The following is a 26,022-nucleotide window of genomic DNA, read 5'->3' on the forward strand; positions in this document are numbered from 1 at the left end:
CGATGCGCGCGACCAGCGCGGATCGGCCCGTCCTCGCCATCAGGGCCCTTCGGGATTCTACCGGTGAGCCGTGGCCGACGACTGTCGCGGTCGGCGCCGGAGCACCTATCTCACCGCCCTGGTCGGGTGGTTGCGATGAGGTGCTCCGGACGTAGGGGAGCGGTCATCCGGACATGCTCAGCCGGCGGACCAGATCGACACGTTGTCGATGTTGAGCCAGGTCGGTGCGGAGCTGTCCGCCCAGACTCCGAGAGTCACCTTTCCCGACTTCACCGTGAAGGGGATCTTCTTCGTCGCCCACTGGTTCTGGGCGGTGTTGAGATAGGCCTTCTCGGACCGCTGCCCGTCATGGCCCTTCACCTCGAAGTAGGCGTTCTTCTGCGCGCCGCTGGAGCGGTAGTCGAAGGACAGTTCGTAGGACCCGTTGGGGAGCTGCACGTCCTGCTGGACCCATCCGGACTCCACGGTGAGCTGCCGCGGAATCTCGTGCGGCTTCACGGCAGGGTTCTCCTGGATCCTCTGGGTGTAGGCGTTCGAGCCGGCCTTGACGGTCCAGTGGGGAATCCTCCCTCCTGCGACGTCCTGGTCGAAGCGGCCGTTGGCGACGCGGTTTCCGGTGATCGTGCCGGCCTTCGCATCGACGTCCACGTCGGTCCAGCCGTGCAGCACGGGGGTGGTGCCTTCGAAGGTCAGCGGGTACCAGGCGTTGCGGCCTATGCCGCCCGGTGCGGGATAGGGCCCCGCGTGGTACTGCGAGTACCGGTCGCCGTTGAAGAGGTAGGACGTCGTCCCGCTCTCACCGACCACGGGGATGATCTGCTCGAACTGCGTGCCGAAGGAGTTGTCCCCGCCATCGGCTCGTGCCGGCCGATGGGTGACCTTCTTCCACGGTTCCTGCGTGTTCCAGCCGCCGAGGGTGTCGCTGACCCGGTAGTAGGTGGCGGTGGCGTCCCAGCTGTCCATGCCGGAACCCAGCAGGTAGTACTTGCCGTTCGCCTTCAGGATGGCCGGAGCCTCCTTATGGGGCTCACTCTCCCAGTAGACGGTCGGCTCCACCCCCGTCCAGTCCTTGTTGAGCGGCGCCACGTTGACCATGTTGTTGATGCTCCGGCCCCCCTGGTCCGCGACGTAGACGAGGTAGGCCTTGTCACCGTCGACGAAGACGGAGTGGTCACCCGTGGTACGGCCGTTGACCTTGACGGACTGCGTGCTCGTCGGGGTGTAGGTTCCGTCGACAGTGTCGCTCGTGGCGAACAGGATGCCGTTGCGCCCCCAGTACTCGTCCTCCCCGGTCGGCTTCTTGCCCACGTAGACCTTCTGGTCGTTGACCTCGGCGATCAGGACGAACTTCTTGGTGGTGGGGTTGTAGTTGAGCTGGGGGCGGCCGAGCCAGTTGCCCACGGCGAGGGCCCCTTCGGTCCCGGACTGTTCCAGGATCGGGCCTTCGAACGTCCAGTTCTCCAGGTCCGTCGAGCTGTACAGGTTGACCGCCTTGGCCTGGCCGCTGACCAGCTTCTGTCCCACCCAGTAGTAGGTCGACCCGACCTTCAGGACGTTGCCGCCCTGGGCCAGGATCTCCTTGCCGGCGGTATCGGTCCAGACGGTGTCGTTGGCGATGCGGGAGGACGGTTCGAGGGCCTGCGCCGGCATGACGAGTCCGCCGGCGAGGACCAACGTGGCAGCGGCGGTCAGAGTGATGAGGCGCGTGACACGCCCACGGACATTCATGGGTACTCCTCGGACGACATGGGGAGGGTGAAAAAAATTATCATGATGGATTACTTAAGGACCCCTGCGTGAAACGAATTTTTAGACGTGCTGGGACCCGGACGGCTCTGACTGAGAGCCGTGCGCTCGTGGAAGCGCGGCCCGAGGGCAGGACCTGCGAACGCCTCGGTCGCCATGAGGAGCCGGCGGTCGACACCTGGGACTCCCGCCGGGCCGGGGTGCTGTCCTGGTTCGGCTGGTGCCGCGAGGCCGGCACCGCACGGCTCCTGCCGCGCCCCCTGAAGGGCGCACTGCTCGACGAGCAGCTCCGGGCGACAGCCGACGCTGAGGTGCGGCGTGCTGGAGCTCGCGTGCCCGTCCAGGCCCCTCAGGCGGTCTCCGCCGCGGCTGGCCGGACGACGGCGCAACACGCCAGGCCGACGAGGAGCGCGGCCACGGGGAAGATCAGGGCGGCTTGGACTGCGGTGGCGGGGGTGTTTCCGAGGTGGGCTTGGAGGAGGACTCCGGTGGCGGCGCTGCCGAGTGCTCCGCCGAGCTGGCGGGTGGTGTTGAAGACTCCTGAGGCCGCGCCGACCAGGGAGGGTTCCAGGGTTCGGGTGGCGATCCCGGCGAGTGGGGCCGAGACGAGGCCGACCCCGGTACCGGTCACGAGGAGCGATGGCGTGAGCGTCCAGAGGCTGATACCAGGGTGCAGCAGCCGGGCGAGGGAGCTGGTACCCACGATCAGGAGGGTGAAGCCCAGGGCTGCGAGTGCCCGGGGGCTGGTGGTGTCGGACCACTTGCCGGCGAGGCGTGCGCACAGTGAGGACAGGGCGAACATCGGTACGGTGGCGGCGCCGGCTGCAAGGGGGCTGTAGCCGAGGTCGCTCTGCAGGTAGATCATCAGAGGCAGGAAGAGCCCGCCCATGGCGGCTCCCATGGCTCCGCCGGCGGTGGCGGCCGCGGAGAAGTTCCGGTTGTGGAACAGCCGCAGGGGCAGAAGCGGCTCACGGTTGTCGTGGTGCTGCCACCACACGAACACCGCCAGACACAGAGTGCCGAAGATGAGGATCGAGGGGATCGTGATGGGTCCGGCGACGGTGCCCCAGTCGTAGGCTTCACCGCTCTGCACGCCGAAGACCAGCGCGGTCAGTCCCAGGCTGCTGAGCGCGATGCCCCCCAGGTCGAGGCGGTGCTCCTTGGCGGGTTGCCAGTCGGGCAGCAGACGGACTGCGGCGATCCACCCGAAGACGCCGATGGGGATGTTGACCAGGAAGATGCCGCGCCATCCGGTCCAGGTGATCAGCAGCCCGCCGATCACAGGGCCGGCTGCCATGGCCGCGCCGCCGATGGCTCCCCATACGCCCAGGGCTCGGCCGCGGCGCTCGGCGGGGAAGAGGTGGACGATCAGCGACATGGTCTGGGGCGCGATCAGGGCGGCCGTCAGCCCTTGGACGGCCCGGGCAGTGATCAGCACCGAAGCGTTCGGGCCGAGTACGCAGGCCAGCGAGGCGACGGTGAAGCCCGCCAGGCCGGTCAGGAAGATCCGTTTGGGGCCGTAGCGGTCTCCGAGCCGGCCCGCGACGATGAGGGGCACGGCGTAGCAGAGGGCGTAGGCACTGTTGACCCAGACGGCCTCGTTGAGCGACGCCCCGAGGGAGGCTCGAATGTCGGGGACGGCCACGTTCACGACCGTGGCGTCCAGGCCGATCATGAAGTAGCTGACGCAGAGCGCGTACAGCGCTGCCTGGGGGCTCGTGGACGAGCCGGGAGAAGAGGGGCTACGAAGCGGGCGGTGCAATTTCAGTCGTGTCCTCGGTATGCCCGCCCCGGCCGCACGCGGAGGCGCGGGAAACCGAGGCGGGGAACGGAAGCCCGTCGTCGGGCGATGGCGTCCACACACACTTCGATTCGCACAGCAGGGCTCCCAAGGACTCGACGACACACCAGGTCAACTGGATCTGTAACCATCTTCGGCAGGTGGCTGGCATACAGATGTCCACCTATCGGCCGACCATCCGGGCGAGCTGACATATCGGCCTCCACGTCGGCACCTGCCGGGGCCGGCGCGGAGGTGTGAGTGGCTGTTCCTCGCCGTCTGTCTCCGGAGTTCGAAGGGGTCGCAAGCCCCCGGGCAGGACGGGGAACGGGGAGGAGTAGCGGCCCAGCATGTTGATGTGGCGGCGGACGAACGGCGGGAGACGGGTGACGTCCTCGTCGCGGACTTCGAACCCGTCCCCGCGCAGCTGCTGTACGACGGCGTCCACCTGACCGCGCTGTCCGGTGCGGAGCTCCGCCCACGCCTGCCCTCGGCCGGGCAGCAGCGGGTTCGTGGACGGCACACGGTGGCCGGGTGGCCGGAATCGTTCCATACGGGTAAATCTGGAAACATTCGGTTCGCGCGACATCCGGAGCCGTCATGAACAAACGGACAGACTCATCAGGTATCTGGCCCGCTCCGCAGCCGGTCCGTCACCCTGCGGTCCTGGCGGTTACCTGTCTGGCCCTCGCCACCGTCGTCGCCGCGATGGCCTCGCTGAACGTGGCTCTCCCCGACATCGCCCGCGAGACCCACGCCAAGCAGTCGGAACTCTCGTGGATCATCGACGCCTACAGCCTGGTGTTCGCGTCGCTTCTGCTTCTCGCCGGTACTCTCGGCGACCGCTACGGCCGCCGGAAGGCGCTCCTGAGCGGCTTGGGACTGTTCGCCGCTGTCTCACTGGCCGCGACTTTCACCAGCGATGCCACGACGCTGATCGTGCTGCGTGCCGTGCTCGGCGCCGCCGCCGCCTTCGTGATGCCGGCCACTCTGTCCACGATCACCAGTACCTTTCCCCGGGAACAGCGGGCTCGCGCCGTCAGCATCTGGACAGCGGTTGCGGGCGGCAGCGCGGTTCTTGGTCTCCTGGCTTCCGGAGCTGTGCTGGAGACATGGTCCTGGCGGTCGGTCTTCTGGCTCAACGTACTGCTCGCCGGGCTGGCGCTCATCGGTACCTTCGTGTGGGTCCCGGAGTCCGCCCAACCGGGGCGCCACCCGATCGACACCGTCGGAGCCGTGCTGACAGTGGTCGGCCTCGGCATCCTCGTCTACTCGATCATCGAGGCCCCGAACAATGGGTGGGGAAGCGCCCGCACCCTCGGGGGGATCGCCGCTGGATTCGTCGTGCTCGCCGGGTTCGTCCTATGGGAACTGCGTCGGCCCCACCCCTTGCTCGATCCCCGATTGTTCCGCCGACCGCACCTGTCGGCCGGGGCCCTGTCGGTCACGCTGCAGTTCTTCGCTTTCTACGGCTTCATCTTCGTGATGATGCAGTACCTGCAGCTCGTCCGGCGGGACAGCGCCCTGATGGCAGCGGTCAGTGTTCTGCCGATGGCAGCGGTCATGATCCCCACCACGCGCCTCTCGCCTCGTCTGACAGCACGTTTCGGCGAGCGTGGGTCATGGTCCCTCGGTCTGGTCGCGATTGCCGTCGGGCTGATGGTCCTGGCCCGGCTCGACGCGGACAGCGGTTACGGGTTGGTCCTGGCCGGTCTGCTGCCCCTGGGTCTCGGCATGGGAATGGCCATGACTCCTGCCACCGCCTCGATCACCAATGCTCTCCCCCGCGCCCGGCAGAACGTCGGCTCAGCCCTCAACGATCTCTCGCGTGAACTCGGCGGTGCCGTCGGGATCGCCGTGCTCGGCAGCGTCCTGGATGCCGTCTACCGGAGTCACCTCGATGTGACGGGTCTTCCCTCATCTGTCGCCCAAGCGGCCCGCTCCTCCTTGGCGGCCGCAGCCGCAGTCGGCAGTCCCGAACTCACCGAACAGGCCCGTGACGCTTTTACCACCGGCATGCACCTGGCCTTCATGACAGGCGCGGCAGCGGTCGCCGTCAGTGCGATCGCAGTCTTCGTCCTCCTACGCCGTGCCCGCCCGGGGTCCGGGAACGCAGATCAGACCCCGCCGTGACGGGCGCATGGTCGGCTATGCCCCACTGGACCCGAAGCCGAAGCCTCCCACCCATCAGACACCTTCTCCTCGCAGGGTCTTCTGGCTTCTTCCGCACGATCACGACACCCAGCCCGATGACCTCGGTGCCACCGGGGCGCCCGCTGAAGCGGTCGACCCCAGCACTCTCGTCGCCGGGCCGAGGGTTGCAGGACGGAGCGTTCGCGCCAGGATACCGACCTGAGCCTTCCATGAGCGCGTCACGCCGACAGGAGGCGCCATGAAACGCCACTGGATGCGCCTTGGTGGCGACCGCGGCGGTGAGCATCTGACGACGATCCGGGACGAGGGAGTGGGACAGGCCTGTGTGCTGGTGCACGGATCGCCTCTGGACCAGGGCTCCTGGGACGGGCTGGTACCGCTGCTCGTCGGCGGACGCAGAGTGGTCAGCTACGACCTGAGGGGGCACGGATCCGCAGCTGGTGCGCCGTCGGTCCGCTCCATGTCCGACTACGCCGATGACCTGGCGGAACTCCTGGATCTGCTCGGGATCACCCGCCCGCACTTGGTCGGCCACTCCTTCGGCGGCCAGGTCGCGCAGTGCTTCGCGGTGCGTTTCCCCGGCCGGGCGCGACGACTGACGCTGCTGTGCACCCGGGCCACCCCCTATCCCCCGTTCGCCGAGGCGGCAAGGCTCCTGGAGGAGTCCGGGCGGACCGAGGCCGCACCCGTCATCGCACGCTGGTTTTCTCCCGAGGCGATTACGGCCGGTGCCCCATCGGTTCGCTACGCGGAGTCATGTCTCGCCGCCGCGGATCCGGCGGTGTGGGCCACAACGCTGCGGATGATCGCGGCCTTCGACGGACTGGACGAACTGCACCGGGTCACGGCACCCGTGAGGGTCGTCGGCGCGGAACACGACCAGGTCGCCACCCCCGAAGCCGCGACACGAATGGCTCTGGCGTTCCCACACGGGCGCCTGCATCTGCTCCAGGGCGCCTACCACTGTGCCCCGCTCCTCGACCCTGGACCCGTCGCCGCCCTGATCCGGGACGACGACTGAAGACGGCTCTGGTCCACGCTGCTGCCAGCAGGTCCGCTCAACTGTCGGCGGCGACCAGTTCTGCGGCTTCCGCGCGCAGGTCGCGGCGGAGTTCCTTCGGCAGGGAGAAGGTAATGGACTCCTCCGCCGTCTTGACGATCTCCACGTCCGCGTAACCGCGCAGCGCCAGCCACTCCAGCACCTCTTCGACCAGGACTTCCGGCACCGAGGCGCCCGAGGTCAGGCCGACGGTCGTGACGCCTTCGAGCCAGGCTTCGTCGATTTCGCTCGCGAAATCCACGAGGTGGGCGGCCTTGGTGCCGGCTCCGAGGGCGACATCGACCAGGCGCCTGGAGTTGGAGGAGTTCTTGGAGCCGACGACGATGACCAGGTCGGAGTCGGCGCCCATGACCTTGACCGCTGCCTGCCGGTTGGAGGTGGCGTAGCAGATGTCGTCGCTGGGTGGGGAGAGGAGCAGCGGGAACTTGGTCTTCAGCGCGTCGACCGTCTCCATCGTCTCGTCGACGGACAGCGTGGTCTGGGAGAGCCAGACGACCTTCGACTCGTCGCGGACGGTGACCTTCTCGACGTCGTGCGGACCGTCCACGATCGTGATGTGGTCCGGGGCCTCGCCGGAGGTGCCGATGACCTCCTCGTGGCCCTCGTGGCCGATGAGGAGGATGTCGAAGTCCTCGTTCGCGTACCGGATGGCTTCCTTGTGGACCTTGGTGACCAGCGGGCAGGTCGCGTCGATGGCCGCGAGCTTGCCGCGGGCCGCCTCCTCGTGGACGACGGGGGCGACGCCGTGCGCGGAGAACATGACGATGGAGCCCTCTGGCACCTCCTCCGTCCGCTCGACGAAGATCGCGCCCTTCTTCTCCAGCTTCTGGACCACGTACTTGTTGTGCACGATCTCGTGGCGGACGTAGACCGGGGCCCCGTACTGCTCCAGGGCCTTCTCGACGGCGATCACGGCACGGTCCACACCCGCGCAGTAGCCACGGGGCGCGGCGAGAAGAACACGACGAGACCCAACTTCATGGATAGTCACGAAATCATCTTAGGAAGGGGGTTCGCGGAGAGCGTCTGCTTGCCTCCTTGACAGCCCGAAGGGCCTGCCACTCTGCCCGATGGGCCTGCCGGCGGAGCCGGAGCCACACGCCGACCTCCTGCGGTGGGGAGGTCCGGTGGTGCTCGATGTCATGCCTGGTAGTCGTAGTAGACCTCGTCGAAGCGGTTGTGCTTCAGGTGCTGGGGCTGGATGAACCAGTAGGTCTCGACTTCGTCCTTGCAGTCGTAGATGGCGGCGAGCATGATCATGATGTCTTCGCCGGCCTGCGAGCCGTGGGGGCCCCGCAGGTCTCCGCCGGCAGCATTGTTCACCGATGGGTTCTGTACCGGGTTCTGGTGGCCACCGATCTGGGCGTGGAGGAGTTCGTGTCCCTCCCATTCGTCGAAGGCTCCGGCGAGCGCGTCTCCGAGGCTTTCGGGGACCGGGTACTCCTGTTCGGTGGTATCCCAGCTCAGACGTGATGCGAAGGTCCCGACGAGGTGCAGCGGGACGGTCTCGCCGAACTCGACGCCGTCCGGGGCAGAGCGGGGGGAGGTGTCGGTGGAGCCAGGGATGTACAGCAGCCTGGCCCCGGCCCCCGGGTCCGTACCGTGCCCCTCGGAGAAGTAGCTGTCGCCTCCCCCGCTCTCCCAGAAGCGCTCGCAGTCGGCGAACGACCAGCGGAAGAAGAGCAGGGTGCCGTCCTTGGGCAGGTGGAAGTCCAACACTCCCTCGGGCAGTTCTGCACATCGGATGGTGGCCAAATGGGTCATCGGGCCGTACCCCTCCCGTATGGGCCAGGGCATATCCGCGGGCAGGGAGGGCAGTCCGTGGAGCTGCCCGACGACAGGAGCTTCGCTCTCGTCGATGGTGAGAGCGAAAGCGGGGCGGGTCCTGGCCCGCCAGTGCTCGCCCATCTCCGGCCCCAGGACGCGGACAACGGGCTCGTACATGTCGTTCTCGATGTCATTCGTCATGTCCGGCACTCTCGCAGACGCGACTGTCACCGGCTGTCCTGCGACTGGTGACCTTGATGGCTGCTGAGAAGCTCATGAACAGGCGAAAGGCCGGAATCCCCGATGCGGCACCCTTCAGACGTGGTGTCCTCGCTTCGCCTGCCGATGAGAACTGTTCATCCGCCCTGCCCATTCGGCCTGCTCGTGTCGTCCGGGCCGATGTCGTGCTGCACCCCTACCACCAGACGGAACGCTGTGAGTACCTGTGAGGCCGGGCGCGCCGCAGCGGCGGTCGTTCCAGCTCGGGCACAGCCGCATCCTCCGGAGCCAGGCATCGGCCGGGGACACCGTGCGAAGTTGGAAAATCGCAGGTCAGCTCGTTCCAACTCGCGATACAACGTCGCCGCCACCCGCCAGCCCGCCGAGCCGGGGCGGTGAGTCCGGCCGTAGCTCCGTCTGTTGGCCGCTGGTCCGTGTTCGGCCCTTCCAGTGCCAGCCCCGTTGGAGTTCTGCTGGGCGGAACTTCAACGGGTTTCGCACTCCCTGGTGGTCCGCTGGTGTGGAAGGGCCATGCAGCGGTACCTGACCTTTCAAGGCACTGAGCTCTTGCTTGCAGCGTGCGAGTTCGTACTTCATCGAGGTTGCGTAAGCCCTCGGACGATCTTCTGCACGACGTCCGGGGGGCACCGTTTCAGGATCGCCGCGATCACCGAATCCGGCTCCGTCCAAGCGACGTGGGATGCGGCAGGCGCCGCGTCTTCGCTCCCCGGCCGGTTCTCGTTGCTCTCCCACGTTGCCGGTGCCCCGCCAGGACTGTCCGCAGCGCTCTGAAGGGGGGCTTCTTGGTCGCCGCCGGAGGCAGGCTTCATTACGGCGTAATGATCCTGGACCGGGAGAGCGGGCGCCGGGATGACGGAGGGTTGCGGCGGAGCGGTATTCCGCCTCCCGGTCGGGACGCTTCCTTGATTCTTCTCTTTAAGGCGCCTCAGGTGGTCCGCCTGTTCCTCCGGCTTCTTCTTTCCCACCCGGCGTAGCAGGGCAGCCGACTCCTCGCCGGACTGCAGCTTCTCCTTGAGCTCGGGGGTCAGGCCGAGGAGCGCCAGTCGCTGCGACACCCAGCCTTGTGATCGGTGGAGGCGTGCGGCGAGGGCTTCTTGTGTTCCATGGACCGTGAGGAGCTGCTGGAGAACCTTCGCTTCGTCGAGTGGGTCGAGGTCCTGGCGGTGGACGTTCGCGACGAGTGCTGATTCCAGTATTTCGTCGGGGTTGCTTCCGAGGTCGTCGTCGACCATCACCTTGATTTCGGTGAGTCCGGCTTCGCGGGCGGCGGCGAGGCGCGAGTTGCCGTCGATGACGACGTACTTGGTGCCCTCCTCCAAGTCGTCCTTGCGGTCGGGGTTGCCTTCCAGGTAGGCGAACCGGCCCATGATGCTGATGGCGGTCTTCTGGCCGTGGTCGCGGAGGCTGGCCGCCAGGGCGGTCAGGTCGCCCAGCTCTGACCGGGGGTTGGCCGGGTTGAGGCTGATCGCGTCGAGGGGGAGTTTGAGGGGCGGAGGTGCACCCTCGGTCGGAGCTACGGCTGTTGCGTCGATTGCTGCCCGGCGGGCGCTGATGCCTCCGCGGGCCTGGCCGAAGGAGGTGCCGGTGCCGAGCAGCTTGGCCTTGTTGGTCACGAGATCTCCCGGGCGAGGGCGCGCATGCCGACGGACTGGTCGCAGCGGGGGGAGTAGGCGAGGAGGGGCTGCTTCATTCGGACCGCCTCTTTCTGTTCCTTGAGGTCGCCGATGACCCCGACGACGCGCTGATCCTTTATGTCCATCCATGACCGGAGGGATGAGGTGGCGATGTATCCGCGTCGGGCGTCGTAGTGGTTGACGACGATGCCGAGGTATTCAAGTTCCAGGTGCATGTCGCTGCGGAGGTCTTCGATCTGGGAGGTGAGGAGGCCGTAGGCGTCGGCGGAGCTGTCTTCGGCCTGGACCACGATGAGGATGCCGGAGTTGCCGGGTGCTTCGCCGGTGCGACGGCGTCCGTAGTAGGCCGCGGCGTCCATGCTCAGTCCCAGGCTGGGCGGACAGTCGATGATGACTGCGTCGTAGTCGGCCTCGACAGCTGCCAGGGCTCGTTCCAGTGCGGCTTCGCGGGCCCTGACGCTGGAGAGTTTCACGTCGAGGAGGAAAGCATCGGTGCAGGCGGGCAGGAGGTGCAGCCGGTCGCCGAAGCGAGGGTTCTCGATGGGGACGATGAGGTCGGCGATGTTCCCCTTCGCTTCGCCGGCCATGTGCTTGGTGAGGCTGTCGCCGTCGATGGGAAGTGGTGTGTGGCCGAGCTGCTGGGTGAGGTGGCACTGGGGGTCGAAGTCGACGAGGAGCACGCGGAGTCCGAGGCCGGGTAGGTCCTCGTAGTCGAGCTGGGAGGCCGGCGGTTCGGCTGTGCTGGGCAGTGCTGCGGCGAAGTGCTTCGAGATGCGCACGGGGTGGAGTTGCTCGCTGTCTTCGGCGAGTGCTTCGCCGGTGCCCGCGGCGATGGCCGTCTTGCCGACACCGCCCTTCTGGTTGCACGCGATGATCCGCTTCGGGTGCTCGGGTCGGACGATGGCGGGTGCTGGATTGGTCTCCAGCCAGACCTGCACGGACTGGGTGAGGCCTTGGATGAGAGAGATGCCGCGGGCGGAGCAGTCGGTGCGGAACGCGTCCCATTGACCCGGAGGGAGGAACGTGGCGAAGGGCTTGGCGCCCGAAGTGTCCGTGGCGGGCCGGTTGGAACCGAGCTTGCTCCAAGCCTCGATGCCCGCTTCGACGGCGTGCTGGATGCCCTTCCCGTGCTGAGCAGCCCGGATCTTCAGATCCTGTTGCAGAGCGGGGGGCAGCTTGGAGACGACCTTCTCGCGGTCGCCGGGGTCGGCTGAAGTCATGGACGTACTTTACTAACGTTAGTGATCCAATTCAGCGCCATCACGTTAGTTCTTGCTCTGACGGGCGCTCAGGAGCGCGGTATTACGCCGTAATACGCCCTGCCTGACACCGAAGACACGACAACGACAGAAGCAAAAACGGCTGTGTGGCCCGCTGGCGTCCTCTCACCCCGGCGAACGACCGGATACACCAGGACTCTTGAGATCGACCCCTCAAGGCCCCTTCACGGCTGTCGCATTTTCCCGAGAAGAGCGAAACATCCACCTACTCGCCTTCCTGGGGTGGGGACCTCTCGCCGACCCAGCGACGAGGGAGTCACGGCGGAGGCCTCGATGACCTCGACGGACAGGGAGTCGGCCAAGGGGCGGTCCTGATCCGCAGACAGCGATCAGCCAATGTGTGCGCTGTCTGCGACCTGCCTGGGTTCCTGCCATCGCCACCAGCGCCGACAGCCGGCCCCGCCCCTTCTGCTTCAGCTGCGCCGCGCCCGTCCCGGAGTAGACCGTGGCGCCGCGCCCGCCGGAGGCCCGGTGACGGTCCCCGCGCCGGCGGGAAGCGGCGCCCCTGCCCCCCGCGATGCGCGCGGCACCCTGGCCTTGCTCCACCGCGACCCGCGCGACCGCGTGGATCGCCCACCAGGGCTCGGCGTCGACTGGCCGTCAGGAGACCGGTGTCTCAGTAGTCCAGATCCACATAGTCGATGTCGTTGATCTCCACGTCCGACAGTCCCGTAGCACGGCCACCGCCGTCCTGGAAATAGACTTCCTTGAACCCTTCGGCGATGATTCCGCGCATCTCCTGGTCGCTGGCTCCTGTGTCGCGGGCGTCGAACAGGCGCTGCGCGTAGGCGGCGGGGAGACGTACGGTGAGGCGGCGGAAGCGGCCGTCGTCGGTCGTGCCTACGGAAGCGGTGTAGCCGAAGCGGGCCCGGGTCTCCACCGTGATCCCGGTGGCGGCGGCCTGCTCGCGCCGGCGCTTGCGCACCTGCGGCTGCCAGCGGGAGCGGACTGCGTCGTCGATCTTCGAGGCGATGTCCTTGGGCGGGTTCTTGCGGGCGCCGCGTCGGTAGCGGTTGACGGAGTCGGCGGTAACACCGAGCTCCGCCGCGACGGCCTTGGCGCTGCCGAGCTGCTTGAGCAGGTAGCCGATCTGGCTTTTGAGAGTCTTCGGCGGCTGTCGGGTGAACGCTTCCCGGTCGGCACGCTCGATGGCGTCCTCGATCTTTCCCACCGGTCAGCTCCCGTCCGTGATCGAGCTGTGTCCGTAGCACTGAGGGATCAGGCGGGCACCGACAGCGGGACGGAAGTCCACGACCAGACCCTCGCCCACGCTGGTACGAGTGGTGGCGGCGTCCGGAGTGGGGCAGCCGGGAGCGCGCAGTGCGCTGACCGCCTTGCGGAAGGCTTCGCGGCCTTCGGCGGTCAGGCACTCCTCGCGGGTGAGGGAGGCCAGCTCACTGATGGTGGGTTCCTGCCCGGGGCTGTAGCCGGTGGCGAGTTCGGCCAGGACGCCGCGGACACACCAGGTCAGACGCATGTCGCACATCGCCCGAGCGAACAGGACCGGGTTATGAGCGGGCGGTGCGGAAGGGAGGGGCCACTCAGGGGTAGCGGTGTCGGTGGTGGTCAACGTTGTGCCTCCTTGGCGGGGTTCTCCGGAGCGGGTCATTCACCTTCATCGAGGACGGCGTCGCCGCCCTTGATGTGGCGGGCCGGGTTGAGGCCCTTCTCCATGAGGTCGACCGCCCACAGCATCGACTGGACGCCCTCCAGCTTCGCCAGGCCGGGCGTGGGCCCCAGGCGGAACCCGCCGGGCTGCGGCTTGCCGGATGCGGCGTAGGGGAGGAAGTCGAGTGGGCTCTCGCCCGGCGAGGGGTACACGACGCAGTCGGAGAGCACGGCGAGCGGGTACAGGCCCGTCATCTTGACCATGTTGTTGAGCTTGCGGTGCATGTTGACCCGGGCCTTGCTGATGACGGCGGCCCGGATGTCGGGGCGCCACGTCGGCCGCGACAGGGCCGGCCACGTCTCGCCCTCCCTGTAGGACTTGCCCTGCGGGCGCTCACGGAGTTTGCCGACGCCACCCTTGACCGTGGCCTTGATCGCGGACAGGACGGCGGCCAGGGCCGGGTCCCTCTGCTTGTGCTGCTCCATCGCGGCGAGGAAGGCACGGTCGTCCAGGTCCTTGGTGACGCCCATGTCGGCGAGGGTGTCGACGTAGGCGTTCTTGAGCCGGTCGTGCCAGGGGTCCAGGTACGCGCCGGTCTCGCGCCGCAGGTACGCCTCGATCGGGTGCACGTCGTGCCCGAGCTCCTGGGCGTAGGCGAGGGTGTGCGTCTGGTACCAGGCCGGGCCGGTGGGGCGGGTGCCGTCCGGGGTGAACGGCGAGGGCAGGCGCGGGTCCAGCTCGATGTGGCTGAGGTCGGCCAGCCAGCTCCCGGGGATCTTCGGGTTGAACCTCGGGGCGTGGAAGTGGTCCGGGGCGGAGAGGCCGACGACGAGCCGGGCCGCGGCGGCGAGGAACGCGGTGTTGAGGTCCAGGCCGACCGCGAAGTGCAGGGTGCACTCCTCATCGGACAGGGTCTCCACCGACCGCACCCACTGGTAGGCCTCTTCGTTCAGGAAGCCGCCCGTCCAGCCCGAGTTCACCACGACGGGGTGTTCCGGGGTGGCCTCCGGCGGCGCCGGGTCCATCGGCTCCGTCCCGAGCGAACCCGCGTTGTGGCCGGACACCCAGTTCCCGGTCTCCTCGTCCCGCACGGCCTTCGTCGGCGGGCGCAGCGCCGTCATCAGCTCCAGCCCGGAGACGGCGGTGGAGCCGCGCGGGGTGATGACCCGGGTCGCGTACACCCCCAGCACGCGGGCGATGTCGGCCGGTTCCATCTCGGAGACACCGGGCCAGGACCGCTCATCGAGGGCGTCCCAGGACAGGATCGCCAGCTGCACGCACTGCCGCTCGCGGCCCTGCGCCTTGCGGTAGATCCGCGCCCACGGGCCGAAGCCGCGCTGGGTGAGCCGCCACTTCGCCTTCGTCACCTGCTTGACCACCGGGTGGCCCTCCGGGAGGCGCAGGGAGCGGCGCTGCTCGTGGCCCTCCAGGCGCTCGGGCAGCCCGAGCTTCACGGCAGCGGCCGCGGTGAGCACGATCAGCGGGTCGCTGTCCTTGCCGTACCGGTTGAGCTTTGCGGCACCGAGGCCGGACTCCTTGAGGGTCCACTCCACCAGCTCCGGCACAGTGGTGGCCGGGCAGTCCAGCACGAGGCCGTCCGTGCCGTACGCGGAGCCGTCCCCGTCCAGCACGGCGAGCGGACCGTGCGGGAACCGCGGATCAGCCGCGGGCTTCACCGCTGGGCGGCGCGACGTCGCCCGACGGATGGAACGCTCGGGCGTGGCCTGGACAGCCGAGGCCGAGTCGGCAGTCTCCTCCTCGGTGGCCTCGGGCGCGGCCGGGCCGGTGAACGTCTCCGGCACCGGGACGGGCTGCGGCACGGGGGCCGGAGCGGCGGGGACGGGGTGGGCGGGATACTTCGCGGCCCATCCGTTCAGCAGTCGCTGGTACGCCTCCAGGCGCGGCGACTTCGGCTCGGAGCGGCCGTTCTCGTAGTTCTTCACCGTCTGCACGGTCGACTTCAACGCCTGCGCGAGACGAGCCTGGGTGATGCCGGCTGCCTCCCGCAGCCGGGCGCGTTCCGCTGGAGGCGGGAGCTGCGGATCCTCCTCCAGCAGAGCGTCGATGTTCGCGAACAGCTCTTCCTCGGATGCCATGGGATGAATCTCCTCTCGTGCTCCACCCTAGCAATTTTTACCTCATTGTTTAGCCTGTTTTTTTATCCCGTTCGGGATGGTGGACGAGTGGGAAATGGGCGATTCCGGGCAGCAGCCGCAGGCCCTGCCTCACAGCTCACGGATCGCCCCTTCCTGGCAAGCGGTTGGTCGGTCTCGCCGCGCATGGCCGGCCCGTCACCATCACCCTGGACGACCGCTTCTCCCCCACCGACAACGCACCCTCCGCCGGCGGCACAGCCCCCGGCGACACCGATGATCAGGTACCTGAGAGTCCGCTCCGGCGGTCACCCGCATACCGGGGGCAGCCGCCGGCTGTGCCCAGGTCCCGTACTGCCGGTCGTGGCGTACGAGCGGGTCGGCCACGTCCGAGGCATCGGTGCGCAGTTCCCCGTCCGTCGGCACCGGGTGGCCGTTCTCCTGGTGGGGGCGGGGCAGGTAGCTGCCGCGCCCGTGGCACAGGGCGAGAGGTCGGCTCGTACGCGGTGGAGGCGCCCGGCAGCAGCCCGCCCTGTACGCCACCGGCATCACGTTGCGACGCAACCGCTACGACGAGCCGGCCCTGATGGACGAGACTCCGGACGTGGTACTCGGGCGGCGTCAACACGGCAGGCGCGCTCGCGTTCGGGGCGGGGTCGGCGCCGCCGCATTGTGCGTCAACACGCCGTACACCGGCCCGATCGCGGCCACGCTCGGCGGAGCGGACCTCGCCCTGCCCGTCGGCATCCCGGTCACCTCTGGCCGCTACGTGCTCCTGCGGCCCGGGTGCGGCCCTCCGCCCGGGCAGCAGGCGCACGGACCTCGGCCCGGTCGGGAGCCAGGCGGGGCTCCCGACCGGGCCGACCGGGGGCGGTTCAGAGGGCCCCGAGCGGCTCGCGGGCTGCCAGGCGGGCGAGGAGGGACGCGCGGTGGGTGGGGGTGGTGGCCAGGTCGATGGCTGTCCAGGCCATGGCGAGGCCGCCGTCCAGGACGGCGCGGTCGGCCTGGGGAGTGGTGCCGTAGCGGGTGAACTGCGGGTTGTGCATGATCGTGTCGCCGCAGTCGTAGCCGATCATCGGGTGGATCGTCGGGACGATGTGGGAGACGTTGCCCATGTCGGTGGAGCCGCCCCGGAGGTTCGGGTCGACATCCGGGACGTCGCGGCCCAGCGCGCGGGCGGCGGCGAGGTAGCTGCGGCCCATCGCGAGGTCCTGGCGGAGGTCGGTGTAGTCGTTCCCGACGGTCTCCAGGGTGAGTTCGGCGCCGGTGGCCAGCGCGCCCGCCTCGAAGCAGGCGCGGATGCGGGCCTGGAGTTCGCGGAGCTCCTCGGCGGTGACGGCGCGGCAGTCGTAGTCGGCGGTGGTGCGGGCCGGGATGACGTTCGCGGCCTCGCCGCCTCGGGTGACGACACCGGAGACGACGGAGCCGGGCCGCATCTGCTGACGGTACGCGGCGACGGCGACCTGGGCGATCATCATGGCGTCGGCGGCGTTGACGCCCCGTTCGGGCATGACCGCCGCGTGCGCGGCGCGGCCGGTGTAGCCGACCTTCCAACTGCTGATGGCGAGCGAGGTCATACCGACGGCGTCCTGCGGGGCGGCGTGCACCATCATCGCGGCGGCGACGTCGTCGAAGGCGCCGCCCCGCAGCATGTCCACCTTGCCGCCGCCGGACTCCTCGGCAGGCGTGCCGAGGAGCTTCACCGTGATGCCGAGATCGTCGGCGAGCGGGGCGAGCGCCAGGGCAGCGGCGACCGAAGCGGCGCCGTTGACGTTGTGGCCGCACGCGTGGCCGATGCCGGGCAGGGCGTCGTACTCGGCGCAGATGCCGATGACGAGTTCGCCCGCACCGACGGTGGCCGTGAACGCGGTCGGCAGATCGCACACGCCGCGCGTCACGTCGAAGCCGGCTGCCTCGACGAGGTCGGTGATACGGCGGGCCGCGCGGTGTTCCTCGTAGGCGAGTTCGGGGTCGGCGTGCAGTTGGTGGCTGAGGGCGAGGACCTCGTCCTGGCGACGCGTCAGGACGGTGCGGGCGTGCTCGGCGCCATGGCGGTCGGCGGGGCTGTGATCGGTGGGGGTGTGACCGGTGGGGATGCTGTCGGTCCGGGTGTGGTGCGTGGGGGTGTGACCGGTGGGGATGCTGTCGGCCCGGGTGTGGTGCGTGGGGGTGGTCATGTGCGGGCCTCGGTGTTCTTGAGGGTGCGGTGGAACAGGGCGATCGCGGCGCCGGCGAGCGAGACGACGACGCAGATCGTCCAGGACGTGGTGTACGCGCCGAGTTCGGGCAGGACCGCACCCGCCGGGGTGCGGGTGGTGAAGACGGTGAGGACGGCGGCGGCGCCGAGGGACCCGCCGACGTTGATGAGGAGTTCGTTGATGCCGGAGCCGACCGAGGTCCGGTCGCGCGGCACGCTCTCCACAGCGAGCGTACGGGTGGAGTGCTGGAGGAATCCGATGCCGACACCGGCCACCGCCGTGCCCGCCAGGAACGGCAGCATCGAGGTGTGCCAGCTGAGGGAGACCAGGTAGCCGGCGGCCATGAGGAGCGAGCCGGCGAGGAGGGTCAGCCGGTCGGAGACGGCCCTGGCGACGGCGGGCGCGGCGAGGGCGCCGAGGGCGAGGGCCAGCAGGTTGGGAAGCATGGCCAGGGCGATGGCGAAGGGGTCGAGGCCGAGGCCGTAGCCGTGCTGGGTCGAGTCGGTGCCGAGGAAGACGGGGTTGGCGACCTGGAGCCCGAGCATGCAGAAGCTGAAGGTGAGCGTCACCAGGGAGACGGTGACGACGTTGCGGTGCCGGAACATCCGCACGTCGATCATCGGTTCGGCGGTGCGCAGTTCGACCAGGGCCCACAGGGCTGTCACGACAACGCCGCCGATCAGACAGCCGAGCGTGCGGGCCGAGCCCCACTCCCAGCCGGGCAGGCCGCCCATGCCGAGGCCGAGCATGATCGCGACGAGGCCGAGGCAGAGCAGCATCCCGCCCGCCCAGTCGATGCGGCCGCCGGGCCGATGGGTCGATTCGGGCAGCAGGGGCCAGGTGACGGCGAGCGCGAGGCAGACGGCGGCGGTCGGTACCCAGAGGGCGGCGGTGGGGCTGTCGACCGTGCTGGCCACGAAGCCACTGGCCACCAGGCCCAGGGCGAGACCGGCGACGAGCGCCGCGACCATGAAGCTGATGCCCCGGCGGCTCTCGCCGTCGCCGGTGTCCCTGCCTGCGCCTGCTCTGACGTCAGCTTCAGGGGTGGTGGCGGTGGCACGGTTGCGCAGGATCCCGACGAGCAGTGGGAAGAATCCGGCGAAGGCGCCCTGGAGGATCTGGCCGGTGAGCAGCACGCCGAAGGATCGGCTGAGGCCGACGAGCACCGAGCCGAGCAGCACGATGGCGAGGTTCCAGCGCAGGATGCGCCGGTGGCCGTAGAGGTCTCCCATCCGGGAGAGGACCGGGGTGAAGGCCACGCTCGAGAGCAGGTTGGCGATGCTGATCCAGTTCAGGTCTGCCGCAGTCACCCGGAGGGTCTCGGTGAGTCCCTTGAGCAGTGGGGAAAGGAAGCCCTGGGTGATGCCGCTGGACAGCTCCACCAGCACGACGGAGGCGATCACGGCGGTGGCGGGCGTCGCGCGGACGGTGCTCGACGCCGGTGGCGTACGCAGGGTGCCGGTGTCTGTCATACGTACCACCTGTTCGGGAGGGGCCTCGGAGGCCACGGTGTGAGGAGGGAGCGGGCGGGAGTGCTCCGGGAGTCGGCCGTCGACCTGCCGTGTGGCGGAATCCGCACCACAATGTGGCCAGTGGGCCGGGGCTTGGGCAAGGGTGGGCCTCGTAGTCGGGTGAAGGCGGCATGAGGGCGGGGTCACGTGGCGCATACGGGCAGGGCAGACGCTCCTCAGGTGGTTCTCGGTCAAGCCGAGCGTGACGGAGACCGCGATGTCGTACGGTCCCGGTGGGCCCGTCGTTTCGGTGGGCCCGTCACTCCGACAGACTCCGTCTCGCGGCTCGGCGACACGCTCGGGGGCCGGCCGGGCTGCGGCTCCCGGCTGAAAGGAGGTGCCGTTCATGGCTACGGACGCGGCGGGGCCGTCCGCCAACCTCGTGCTCGACGCGCTGGACCACGCCGTGCTGCGGGCACTGCACCACAATCCGCGTGCACCGTTCGCCGCCGTCGCGGCGGAGGCCGGGGTCCATGAGCGGACGGTCGCACGGCGGCTCGACCGGATGACGGCGAGCGGGGACGTGGCCTTCACAGCGGCGCTCATCCCCGAGTATCTGGGCGAGGGCGTGACGGCGGAACTGGCGGTGCGCTGTGCGCCCGGGCGGGTGCACGAGACCGCGCTCGCGCTGGCACGACGGCCGGAGACCCGGTCCGTGGAGGTCGCGACGGGTGCTCTGGAGGTGTTCGTCGAACTGAACGTGCCCGACCACGACGCTCTGCTGAGCGTCGTCGACTCGGTGGTCGGGCGGATGGACGGGGTGGTCGACGTCCACTCGTCCGTGCTCCTGCGACTGCTGCTCACGGCCAGCGACTGGGCACCGTACGACGACGAGCCGACCGACGTACGAAGGCACGCCATGGAGGGGCTGGCGCTGCCGGAACCGCTCGTCGTGGACGAGTTGGACCGCCGCCTGGTGGCACTGTTGCACCGTGACGCTCGGATGTCGACGACCCGGCTCGCGCGCGAGCTACAGGTCGGGGAGACGACCGCGCGGCGGCGGCTGGCGCGGTTGATGACCTCGCACATCCTGCATCTGCGGCTGCACGCGGACCCCGCGGTCCTCGGTTACCCCGTCGAGGCGCGCTTCCGGCTCGCCGTGGGGCACGACCGGCTCGACGGGGCGGTGCGCGCGCTGGCGCGCGAAGCGGCCGTGCGACACCTGGTCGCCACGACGGGGACGACCACCCTGCTCGGTTACTCCAGCCACCGATCCGCCCGTGATCTGCACGCCTTCACATCCCGGGTCTTCGGCCGGCTCGACGGGGTGACGTCGACGGACGTGGCGCTGCTGATGCGGACGTACAAGCGGGCGGGGTTCGCGGAGCGGGTATCGACGCCGGTCGGGCGCTGACTCGGCTCGATGGCATCCACCGCTACCCTATCGGCCGGTCAGAGATCGGATTCGGAGCGACGGCAGGGCCCCCATGGAGTGTGGGTGGAAGGAGCATCCGGGCGGAAGCCGCTTCGAGGGGCGCATGGTTCCGTCACACATCGAAGAACGCGTTCCAGACGTGGTCGGGGTTCACGTCCCGCTCGACCTGAGCCGGGGCCGGCAGCAGCGCAGCGGGGTCGGTCGGCTTGGGGCAGTTGAGGGAGGCGCGTTCGTCACGCCGTGCCCAGGTGTTTTCGGTTTCAGGCCTGTCCAGTGCCGTTCGAGGTAGACACCGCAGTACGGCAGGGGCGGTCCCTCAGGGACCTGGGACTGCATCGCGGGCGGACACAGCTGCCACTGGATGAGTTCAGAAACTGCGTCTGCTGCCGACGTGTCAACTCCGTTGAAGGCTGGGCTCATGTCAGTGGCCCCCTGTCTACTTGGCATATGACCGACAAGCTGAGTCACAGCGATGTGCACCGAACCACGGCTTTCACGCCCGACACCGAGATGGTGGAGCCGTCGCGGTTCAGGATCCGCAACGTGAAGATCGATGGGCAGGGTGACATGGTGAAAGTCCAAGGAGGCGGTTCGCACCAGCTCAGTTTCGATGTGCTGCATGACTGTTCGGGGTGCGGCAACGCCATCAACCAGGTGATCGTCGGGCTGGCGGGCCAGGACCGGGCCCAGGCGTCGGTATGGAACGGCAAGCAGCGTAGCGGGGGCGGCTTGAAGGTGGTCAATGCCGACACGCCTGTCGCGGCGCTGGCGGAAGACAATGCAGGTCCTGCGGAGTGGGTGAATGTGTCGTGCGACCTGGTCGTTCCCGACGAACACGGCGTCCACTCGATCCGAGCACGTTATGCCCAGGCATATCAGGGACGTCTGATGACTCCCGAAGGACGTGCGATCCCACAGCCGGAGTATCAGGAGGTGCTGGGTTGGTGGAAGGTCGACCGTCCGGAGGGGCCCGGCCCGGAATCGACCATAGGCACCATCGTCGTCGAGGCGTGACGCCGCTGGTCGGCCTAGTCAGGGGCCGGCACCAGGCGTCGGCCGTGAGGTGGATCTTCGTGGTCGGCCTGCCGCAGGACCGGTCGACGGCATGGTCGTGCGGCTCGCCGGCCGGGGCCCCTTCCTGCGGGCACCGGCCGGCCCGGTCGCCGCGTGCCGGTGAGCACGCACGATCGTGGAATCCATGGAGCCGAGCGAAACGCCCAGGGCCTGTCCGGCGGACCGTGTGATCACCCGGCCGCGTCGATGGAACGCGGGACCGGCGTGTTCCAAGAGCTCCGCCCTTGCGACAGCCGGACACGGGCCGCGGACCAGGTGGGAAGCGGCCCGCCGACGGCAGGCCTCATGGACACCCGCACGGGCATCGCCACCCGGCCTGCCTCAGGAAGGTGAAGAGCAGGTGCCGTCGGGACCGCAGGTGGCGGCTTCGGTGGCGCCGAACGAGGTCAGGGGCCGACTGGCCCACGCCTGTTCCAGAGTGTGGGTGAAGGTGTCGGCATGCTGGGCTCCGGAGGTCCCGTAACGCCGGTCGATGACGAAGAACGGCACGCCCCGTACGCCGACTTCGGCTGCCTGGCGTTCGTCGGCGCGCACGTCTTCGGCGTGGGCGGCCGGGTCCGCGAGGACACCGCGGACCTCCCCTTCGTCCAGTCCCGCCTCAAGGGCGAGCGCGACCAGGACTTCAGGGTCGAAGACGGAGCGTTCCTCGGCGAAGTCGGCGCGGTAGACGAGTGTGAGCAGCGCGTCCTGGCGCCCCCAGGCCTTGGCGTGGTGAAGGAGGCGGTGGATGTCGAAGGTGTTGCCGTGCGTGGCCACGTCGGTGCGGTACTCAAGCCCTTCGGCGCGGGCGCTCGCGCTCACGCGATCCTGGAACGCATGGGCCTGGTCGAGGGTGTGGCCGAACTCCCGGGCGAGGACATCGACCATGAGGGCGCTGTCGCCGTGGGGGCGGTGGGGATCGAGCTCGTAGGATCGGTGAACGACCTCGACCTCGCCGGCGTGGGCGAAGGCCGCGAGGCCCTGTGCGAAACGGGCTTTGCCGACGTAGCACCAAGGGCAGGAGATGTCACTCCAGATCTCGACACGCATGGACGTTCTCTCTCCGGTTCGTAGGGGGATGGACGGGCCGGTGCTCCCGCCGGGGTGGCACCGGGGTTCTGGCCCTCGGGGAGTATCGGAACGGAAATTAGCGGTAGCGGGACGATCTTGATTCCGGTTCGGTGACGTGCCCGTTTTACCTGGTCAGCGGGTTCTACGGTCCTCGGCATGCCTGTTGAGTACTTGTCTGCTGAGCAAGAGGCCCGCTACGGCCGGTTCGCCACCGAGCCGTCCCCCGGGGAGTTGGAGCAGTTCTTCCGTCTCGATAAGAAGGCGCTGGGTCTGGCGCGGGCGAAGCGCCGTCCGGCGACGAGGCTGGGGTGGGCGGTGCAGTGGGGCACGGTACGGATGCTCGGGACCTTCCTGACTGAGGACCCCACCGTGGTGCCAGCCGCCGTGGTGCGGTTCGTCGCCGAACAGCTCGGCGGCGGCGGCGAGCATTTCGCCGAGTACGGGGCGCGCTCGCAGACGGTGTACGAACATGCGTGGGAGATCCGCGACGAGTACAGCTACCGGGACTTCGCCGCAGGTGAGGCGGAGCTGAAGGAGTTCCTGGCGGCGCGAGTGTGGTCGTCGTTGGAGGGGCCTCGTGCCCTGTTCGACCGGGCGGTGGTGTGGCTGGTGAACAACCGGGTGCTGTTGCCCGGGGTCACGACGCTGGCCCGGATGGTGGCCGCCGTACGGTCGGAGGAGAACGACCGGCTGCATGCCGCGCTGTACGAGGCGGTCCCGTACGACCTGCGCACCGAGATGATCCGGCTGCTCGAAGTACCGGAGAAGAAGCGGGTGTCGGAGCTGGAACGGCTGCGGCTGGGCCCGATGCGCGTGTCGGGCAGGGCCATGGAACTCGCCCTGGACCGTGCGCGTGAGGTCCGGGGCCTGGGCGCCGGCGCGGTGGACGCCGGACGGGTCCCGGCCGCGCGGATGACCGGGCTGGCCCGGTACGGGCTGACCTCGAAGGCGCCGACGCTGAAGCGGCTGGAGGTCACCAGGCAGACCGCCACGCTGCTGGCGACGGTGCGGCATCTGGAGACGGCGACGGTGGACGACGCGCTCGATCTGCTGCACGCGCTGATGGCCACCAAGCTGCACGCGAAGGCCGAGCGGATGGGCAACGACGCCAAGCTCAAGGCCCTGCCCCAGCTGCGGAAGGCAGCGAAGAAGGTCGCCGCGGCGGTCGACGTGCTGATGACGACCCCGCCCGCGACCGACACCGGCGAACTCGTCTCCGTGGTCGACGCGTGGTCGGCGATCGAGCAGGTCGTGCCACGCGAGCAGCTGGCCGAGGCGCTCGCCACGATCGCCGCGGCGGTCCCGGACGCCGACGGGGACGACGACGCGGAGTGGCGGGCCGAACTGGTCGCCCGGTACGGCACGGTGCGCGGTTTCATCCGCCTGCTGGTCGAGGTCATCGACTTCGGCGCGGTCGAGGCCGGCGCCCCGGTCGTGAAGGCACTCAAAGCTCTGCCGGAACTGATCGGCCGCAAGAAGGTCGGCGCCGAGGAGGTCGCCTCCGACCTGGTGACCGGCTCGTGGCGGCGGCTGGTGTTCGCCAACCCCAGCCTGCCGCACGGCGTGGTCGACAAAGCCGCGTACTCGTTCTGCGTCCTGGAGCACCTGCACCGCTCGCTGCGCCGACGGGACGTATTCGCCAGGGACGGTGACCGCTGGGGCGATACGCGCGCCAAGCTGCTGGCCGGGGCCAGGTGGACGGCCGCTGAGCCGAAGGTGCTCACCGCGCTCGGTCTGGAAAGCGAGCCCGCCGGACACCTCGCCGAACTTGCCTCCGCCCTGCACGCGGCGTACGTCCAGGTCACTGCCGGGCTGCCGGGCAACACGGCGCTGGAGGTGGTGGGCGGGAAGCTGAAGCTGGCCAAGCTCGGCAAGGCCGAGGAACCCAAGCTCATGCCGCCGTTCCGTCACATGGTCAACGGCATGCTGCCGAAGGTCGACTTCCCCGAACTGCTGCTGGAGGTCGCCGAACTGACCGGCATGGAGGAGGTGTTCACACACATCTCCGGCGCGGACTCCCACATGGAGGGCTTTGCCACCAGCCTGTGCGCGGTGCTGCTGTCGGAGGCCTGCAACGTCGGGTTCACCCCGGTCATCAAGCCGGGCGTCCCGGCGCTCACCCGTGGCCGTCTGGTCCAGGTCGACCAGGGCTACTTCCGGGCGGAGAACATCTCGGCGGCGAACGGCCTGTTCATCGAGGCGCAGGCGAAGATCGACGTCGTACGGGCGTGGGGCGGCGGCCTGGTCGCCTCCGCCGACGGCGTACGGTTCACCGTCCCCGTCCAGACCCTGTACGCGGGTTCGAACCCGCGCTATTTCGGTCTGCGGCACAAGGGCGCAACGTGGTTGAACGTCGTAAACGACCAGGTGATGGGCCTGGGCGGGGTGGTCGTGCCGGGCACGCTGCGCGACTCACTGTTCATCCTGGACGCCATCCACGCCCGCGACGGCGGCCCGAAGCCGGAGACCGTCATCACCGACACCGCGTCCTACTCCGACATCGTCTTCGGCCTGTTCGCGATCTGCGGCTACCAGTTCTCACCGAGGATCGCCGACATCTCCGACGCCCGGCTGTGGCGGACGAACACCGCGGCGGACTACGGGCCGCTCCAGCCAGTCTCGAACCACACCATCCGCCTGGACCGGATACGCGCCCACTGGGACGACATGCTCCGGGTGGCAGGTTCCCTGACTCTCGGTGAGGTCCGCGGCCACGACCTGATCCGCATGCTTTCCCGGGACGGCAAGCCGACCGGGCTGGGCGACGCGTTCGCCCACTACGGGCGGATCTTCAAGACCCTGCACCTGCTCCAGTTCGTCTCGGACGAGGGATACCGGCGGATGATCGGCGCCCAGCTCAACGTCACAGAGGCCCGCCACCGCCTCGCCCGGAAGATCTTCTTCGGACAGCGCGGCGAACTGCGCCAGCACTACCGCGAGGGCATGGAGGACCAGCTCGGCGCGCTCGGCCTGGCGCTGAACTCCGTGGTGCTGTTCAACAGCCTCTACATCGACGCCGCCGTCAAGCAGCTGGCCGCTGACGGCTTCCCGGTCACCGACGAGCTGCTCGCCCGGCTCTCCCCGCTCCAGTTCGATCACATCAACTTCCTGGGCCGGTACGCCTTCACCCGGCCGCCGGTGCCGGGCCTTCGAAGGCTGCGCGACCCGAACAGCGACGACGAGACGGACGACGGCGAGGACGCGTAGCTGCGCGCCCGTACAGTCGAAGGCGGTCCGGCCCCGGAGTCACCACCCATGACTCCGGGGCCGGACCGCCTTGGGTATGAGGCTCAGTCAGGCCGCCGGGTGAGCACGGGTCAGACGATGCTGAACAGATCAGGTACCTGCCAGGGCGCTGATCGGCTTGCGGGCTGCCGCCTTGCTCAACCGCTTCGCGGCGGTCGTGGTCCGCTCCCGGAGAGCGCGCGGCTCGATGCCGGTGCCCTTGACC

The 26,022-nt window shown here is 69.0% G+C and carries 19 protein-coding genes; 6 read left to right on the top strand and 13 right to left on the bottom strand.

The genetic code is table 11. The features are described 5' to 3' along the window. Positions 1 to 177: 177 nt before the first annotated feature. The 3 genes from ACIQAK_RS28695 to ACIQAK_RS28705 form a co-directional block, all read right to left on the bottom strand. A complete protein-coding gene (locus ACIQAK_RS28695; RefSeq protein WP_366392086.1) occupies positions 178 to 1,728 on the bottom strand; it encodes a family 43 glycosylhydrolase in 1,551 nt (516 codons plus the stop codon). Between the two features lie 367 nt (positions 1,729 to 2,095). Then, positions 2,096 to 3,508 (bottom strand): DHA2 family efflux MFS transporter permease subunit, encoded by a 1,413-nt coding sequence (locus ACIQAK_RS28700; RefSeq protein ID WP_366392085.1) that lies wholly within the window; start codon positions 3,506 to 3,508, stop codon positions 2,096 to 2,098. 202 nt (positions 3,509 to 3,710) lie between these two features. Next, positions 3,711 to 4,049, bottom strand: coding sequence for a hypothetical protein (locus tag ACIQAK_RS28705; RefSeq protein ID WP_401372368.1), 339 nt, complete (start codon positions 4,047 to 4,049; stop codon positions 3,711 to 3,713). 77 nt (positions 4,050 to 4,126) lie between these two features. Here ACIQAK_RS28705 and ACIQAK_RS28710 point away from each other — a divergent pair, with 77 nt between their 5' ends. Genes ACIQAK_RS28710 through ACIQAK_RS28720 form a run of 3 tightly spaced genes read left to right on the top strand, consistent with a single transcriptional unit; the run spans position 4,127 to position 6,701 of the window. Next, positions 4,127 to 5,659 carry an MFS transporter gene (locus tag ACIQAK_RS28710; protein ID WP_366392084.1) on the top strand — a complete coding sequence of 511 codons (1,533 nt, stop codon included), beginning with the start codon at positions 4,127 to 4,129 and terminating at the stop codon, positions 5,657 to 5,659. Between the two features lie 7 nt (positions 5,660 to 5,666). Next, positions 5,667 to 5,882 carry a DUF6009 family protein gene (locus ACIQAK_RS28715; RefSeq protein WP_366392083.1) on the top strand — a complete coding sequence of 72 codons (216 nt, stop codon included), beginning with the start codon at positions 5,667 to 5,669 and terminating at the stop codon, positions 5,880 to 5,882. 36 nt (positions 5,883 to 5,918) lie between these two features. Continuing rightward, positions 5,919 to 6,701 (top strand): alpha/beta hydrolase, encoded by a 783-nt coding sequence (locus ACIQAK_RS28720; protein ID WP_366392082.1) that lies wholly within the window; start codon positions 5,919 to 5,921, stop codon positions 6,699 to 6,701. Between the two features lie 37 nt (positions 6,702 to 6,738). Here the strand turns inward: ACIQAK_RS28720 and ACIQAK_RS28725 are convergent, their stop codons facing one another. From ACIQAK_RS28725 to ACIQAK_RS28765, 9 genes are all read right to left on the bottom strand, one after another. Then, a complete protein-coding gene (locus ACIQAK_RS28725) occupies positions 6,739 to 7,725 on the bottom strand; it encodes a 4-hydroxy-3-methylbut-2-enyl diphosphate reductase (protein WP_366392131.1) in 987 nt (328 codons plus the stop codon). Between the two features lie 155 nt (positions 7,726 to 7,880). Beyond that, positions 7,881 to 8,708, bottom strand: a complete 828-nt coding sequence (locus tag ACIQAK_RS28730) for a DUF1963 domain-containing protein (protein ID WP_366392081.1) — start codon at positions 8,706 to 8,708, stop codon at positions 7,881 to 7,883. A gap of 611 nt (positions 8,709 to 9,319) precedes the next feature. Then, positions 9,320 to 10,360 (bottom strand): ParB/RepB/Spo0J family partition protein, encoded by a 1,041-nt coding sequence (locus ACIQAK_RS28735; RefSeq protein WP_366392080.1) that lies wholly within the window; start codon positions 10,358 to 10,360, stop codon positions 9,320 to 9,322. Further along, on the bottom strand, positions 10,357 to 11,601 hold the full coding sequence (locus tag ACIQAK_RS28740; RefSeq protein WP_366392079.1) for a ParA family protein: 1,245 nt from the start codon (positions 11,599 to 11,601) through the stop codon (positions 10,357 to 10,359). Before ACIQAK_RS28740 ends, ACIQAK_RS28735 begins: the two co-directional genes overlap by 4 nt. A gap of 676 nt (positions 11,602 to 12,277) precedes the next feature. After that, positions 12,278 to 12,832, bottom strand: a complete 555-nt coding sequence (gene tpg, locus ACIQAK_RS28745; RefSeq protein WP_366392078.1) for a telomere-protecting terminal protein Tpg — start codon at positions 12,830 to 12,832, stop codon at positions 12,278 to 12,280. Positions 12,833 to 12,835: 3 nt separating this feature from the next. Continuing rightward, on the bottom strand, positions 12,836 to 13,147 hold the full coding sequence (locus tag ACIQAK_RS28750) for a hypothetical protein (protein ID WP_366392077.1): 312 nt from the start codon (positions 13,145 to 13,147) through the stop codon (positions 12,836 to 12,838). A 119-nt stretch (positions 13,148 to 13,266) separates the two neighbouring features. Next, positions 13,267 to 15,366 carry a telomere-associated protein Tap gene (gene tap, locus ACIQAK_RS28755; protein WP_366392076.1) on the bottom strand — a complete coding sequence of 700 codons (2,100 nt, stop codon included), beginning with the start codon at positions 15,364 to 15,366 and terminating at the stop codon, positions 13,267 to 13,269. Between the two features lie 872 nt (positions 15,367 to 16,238). Further along, complete coding sequence (locus ACIQAK_RS28760) at positions 16,239 to 17,540, bottom strand: amidohydrolase (RefSeq protein WP_366392075.1); 1,302 nt, start codon at positions 17,538 to 17,540, stop codon at positions 16,239 to 16,241. Continuing rightward, positions 17,537 to 19,033: an MFS transporter gene (locus ACIQAK_RS28765; RefSeq protein ID WP_366392074.1), complete on the bottom strand. Its 1,497-nt coding sequence runs from the start codon at positions 19,031 to 19,033 to the stop codon at positions 17,537 to 17,539. The genes ACIQAK_RS28760 and ACIQAK_RS28765 overlap by 4 nt, the downstream gene beginning before the upstream one ends. Before the next feature lie 385 nt (positions 19,034 to 19,418). Between ACIQAK_RS28765 and ACIQAK_RS28770 the strand changes: the two genes are divergently transcribed. Both ACIQAK_RS28770 and ACIQAK_RS28775 read left to right on the top strand, forming a co-directional pair. Then, positions 19,419 to 20,426, top strand: coding sequence for an Lrp/AsnC family transcriptional regulator (locus ACIQAK_RS28770; protein WP_366392073.1), 1,008 nt, complete (start codon positions 19,419 to 19,421; stop codon positions 20,424 to 20,426). A 468-nt stretch (positions 20,427 to 20,894) separates the two neighbouring features. Beyond that, positions 20,895 to 21,461 carry a hypothetical protein gene (locus ACIQAK_RS28775; protein ID WP_366392072.1) on the top strand — a complete coding sequence of 189 codons (567 nt, stop codon included), beginning with the start codon at positions 20,895 to 20,897 and terminating at the stop codon, positions 21,459 to 21,461. A gap of 381 nt (positions 21,462 to 21,842) precedes the next feature. Here the strand turns inward: ACIQAK_RS28775 and ACIQAK_RS28780 are convergent, their stop codons facing one another. Beyond that, entirely contained in the window at positions 21,843 to 22,550 is a 708-nt protein-coding gene (locus tag ACIQAK_RS28780) for a DsbA family oxidoreductase (RefSeq protein WP_366392071.1), read from the bottom strand. Between the two features lie 177 nt (positions 22,551 to 22,727). Here ACIQAK_RS28780 and ACIQAK_RS28785 point away from each other — a divergent pair, with 177 nt between their 5' ends. Then, positions 22,728 to 25,778, top strand: a complete 3,051-nt coding sequence (locus tag ACIQAK_RS28785; RefSeq protein WP_366392070.1) for a Tn3 family transposase — start codon at positions 22,728 to 22,730, stop codon at positions 25,776 to 25,778. Positions 25,779 to 26,022 lie beyond the last annotated feature (244 nt).

Source organism: Streptomyces sp. NPDC088706 (assembly GCF_044752765.1).
Lineage (GTDB): Bacteria > Actinomycetota > Actinomycetes > Streptomycetales > Streptomycetaceae > Streptomyces.